Genomic DNA, 3,428 nt, shown 5'->3' with positions numbered 1-3,428 from the left:
CGTGAAATATCCCTTACAACATCTTCGTATTGGGGAGCCACCTGCATGCCCTTTGGCTCACCCAACATATGCATCACTACAAGACCTGCATCCGAGTCCTTGGCAACCTCTACCATAGCGGAATCGCGAAAACCTGATACATCGTTGATGATAGAAGCCCCAGCTTCCACACAGGCGCGCGCAACTTCGGCGTGACGAGTATCAACCGACACCACGATATTTCGTAGTGCAAGTTCTTGTACCACGGGCAGCACGCGTGAAAGCTCCTCTGAGGGCGCCACTTCATCCGATCCGGGACGCGTTGACTCTCCACCGACATCAATAATATCTGCACCCTGCTCAATCATGAGCTGTGCTGCTTCGATTGCTTGTGTTGCTGAAGTAAAGCGTCCGCCATCGGAAAAAGAGTCAGGAGTGACGTTGAGAATGCCCATAATCAGAGGATGTGAGAGCTCAAGTTGATATTTCCCGCACAGCCAGTATGTAGGTTTTTTTGGCTGCGATCCATCTATAGTCATGAGCTGCTCCCCTGCTGTCCTAGTCATATTGCACTATGAGGATACTCGCTTGCGAGCTATAACACCACGTCTCAACTCAGCTGCCTATAGCAAACCAGTGGAACAAGCAGATTCGGACTCAGGATAGGCCACCACCTCTACAGTCCCCCGATAACGGCCCCGCGCGCCAATCAAATCTCGTGCACATAACAGATAACTCTGCGCACAGTTGTTCTTTGCAGTAGGACCTTCAAAGTGATATTGGCTCATCTCAGCTGCGCAAACATGTTCATCTTTGCATAGACCTCGATCATGAAGAGGAATACCGCCCACCATGTGCCACTCACCATCAATATGCGCAATCCTTAGACCTAAGAGTCCATCTTCCCAGTTTTCATTACGTGCTACCAATCCATTGTGCAGATGAAAAAGCTGTTTGCTTTTGCTATCTGCGAGCAAGGCAGTCTCATGTTCCTCATCCTGCGCAATTACCCAAAACTGGGAGAAAAACTGTGAGTGTTCTACTTGCTTAAGTTGATCAGCTGTCAGACAGCGTCCAGCCCCGTTGCAGGCATCCATGTAGTGATAAAGCGGATTGTGTCCATCAGGCGCTACATAGTCAAAGACGAGCCACTCGGTAAACATCATCTGTACAAGCTGGATATCACTCTCACAAGGCATCATCACATGCATGGCATAAGGATCAACCTCTTGTACAAAACGCTCCTGCGCCTCATGAAAACTCTCGGGATGACAGCGCTCCCAAAAATATCCCACTTCAGCTATATCGTAGGCATCGTCAAAGACATATCCCTCATCTGTTGCAAGCATTTTCTCTCCTCACACGTACCAACTATGCAAGCAAGCCTAGAGGCATCTGAGCAAATCGAAGCTCAAAATTTGAATTAGCCTTGTCTTAAACTGGCGGACAGCTGGCCTCAAACTACAGGGGATTGACCAGCAGTTTTCTTTGTTACTCTTTCAAAAAGACTGTATGCTCAGCAAGGGATGCCAAGTTTTATCCAAGCTTTCCTTTATACCTTGCATACGTCGCGCCATCGCTCAGCTAGGATAGAAAGGGTACAAATAGCGCTATTGCCAAGAAGCGCCTTTATTTATATATGCATTTACAGGGAGTTTTACAGTGGTCATTGCAGCAAAGCCTTTTTCTCAGAACGATTCGGAAGACAACACAAATTCTTATGCAATGGATACTTTCTCTGAAACCTCACATACATGGACAAATGATGGTGAGAGTCACTTACCAGCTTCGGGGCAGCTCCCCCTCTACGACGAGGATATGGAACCCGAAGATGCTCTTGACGAGTTTTTGAAGTGGGTAGAGTCACGAGATATCGAGCTTTGGCCCCATCAAGAAGAAGCTCTGCTTGGGCTTGCTGCAGGTAATCATGTTATTTTGGGCACCCCTACAGGTTCAGGGAAATCCTTAGTGGCCCTTGGCATGCTTTACCTTGCACTCTGCGCTGGCAAGGTGGCCTATTACACCGCCCCTATAAAGGCGCTCGTCAACGAGAAGTTTTTTGGCCTCGTTGACCTGCTTGGCCGCGACAATGTCGGCATGATAACAGGTGACACTCATATCAATTCTGATGCGCCAGTTATTTGTTGTACCCAAGAAATTGTTGCCAATCTGGCCCTCCGCGAGGGTGAGCAGAGCGATGTTGCGGCTGTAGCAATGGATGAGTTCCACTACTATGCTGACCCTGACCGAGGTTGGGCATGGCAGGTACCTCTTCTCACGCTCACTCACACTCAGTTTTTGCTTATGAGTGCCACCCTGGGTGACGTCAGTCAGATTGCCTCCTCACTGAAAGATCATACAAAGAGAAGTGTTGACTTGGTACTTGATGCACAGCGTCCTGTTCCTTTGCACTATCGCTATGCCCTCACGCCTCTAGAAGCAACTGTCGAGCTTGCTATCAAAAACAACGAAACACCGCTCTATATTGTCCATAGCTCCCAAGACGCAGCTCTCAAAACAGCACAAGCACTCTCAAGCTTTGGTGTTGCGGACAAAGCTCAGCGTGAGGCTGTCAAGCAGGCTTCCAAAGATACCCGCTTTACCACGGCATTTGGCAAAACACTCAAGCGTCTACTCTCATCAGGAGTTGGCGTACATCATGCAGGAATGCTCCCACGATATCGCTTGCTCGTAGAAAAGCTTGCTCAAAGGGGTCTTTTGCCGGTCATCTGCGGTACGGATACGCTCGGTGTAGGAATCAATGTGCCCATTCATACGGTTGTAATGACTTCGCTTACCAAGTTTGATGGCAATCGTATGCGCCGCCTCAAAAGCCGCGAGTTTCATCAAATTGCTGGTCGTGCAGGCAGGTCGGGTTTTGATACCGAGGGCCTCGTCATTGCGCTTGCACCCGAGCACGAAATCGAAAACGCCAAAGCGCTTGCAAAAGCAGGTGACGATCCCAAAGCGCGTCGTCGCGTCAAAAAGAAGCGCCCACCTGAGGGTTTTGTAAGCTGGAACGAGCAAACCCTTACGCAGCTGATAGAGTCTATCCCCGAAACGCTTACACCGCGCCTACGCGTCACACACTCCATGGTGCTTGCCGAAGTTATGCAAGGTGGAGATGCCATGGCACGCATGCGCAAGCTCATAGCCGATTCCGCTCAGACAGACGAGCAAAAACAACGTCTTAATAATCGTGTTGATGAGGTTATGGCAACGCTCATTGATGCTGAGGTGGTATTGTGCACCAAGCAAGCTGATGGCAGTACCAACTATTCCACGATGGTGGAACTTCCTGACGATTTTGCTCTTGACCAGCCACTCTCGCCTTTTTTGCTTGCAGCACTTGAGCTGCTTGACCCAGAAAGCGAGAGTTATAGCTATGACCTCATTTCCATGGTTGAATCTACCCTCGAAAATCCTTGGCAGATTCTGCGTGTACAGGA

General features: G+C 49.3%; 3 protein-coding genes. 1 reads left to right on the top strand and 2 read right to left on the bottom strand.

Annotation, left to right across the window (positions count from 1 at the left end):
- Positions 1–518, bottom strand: a 518-nt coding sequence (gene folP, locus Q0X25_RS07910; RefSeq protein ID WP_298580940.1) for a dihydropteroate synthase, incomplete at its 3' end; no start/stop codon positions are given.
- Positions 519–602: 84 nt separating this feature from the next.
- On the bottom strand, positions 603–1,328 hold the full coding sequence (locus Q0X25_RS07905; protein ID WP_298580938.1) for a hypothetical protein: 726 nt from the start codon (positions 1,326–1,328) through the stop codon (positions 603–605).
- 376 nt (positions 1,329–1,704) lie between these two features.
- On the opposite strand from Q0X25_RS07905, the gene Q0X25_RS07900 reads away from it, so the two are divergent.
- On the top strand, positions 1,705–3,428 hold a 1,724-nt coding region (locus Q0X25_RS07900; protein ID WP_298580943.1), incomplete at its 3' end, for an RNA helicase.

This window comes from uncultured Olegusella sp., from assembly GCF_947253395.1.
Lineage (GTDB): Bacteria > Actinomycetota > Coriobacteriia > Coriobacteriales > Atopobiaceae > Olegusella.
This window is presented reverse-complemented; position numbering and strand designations above follow the sequence as displayed.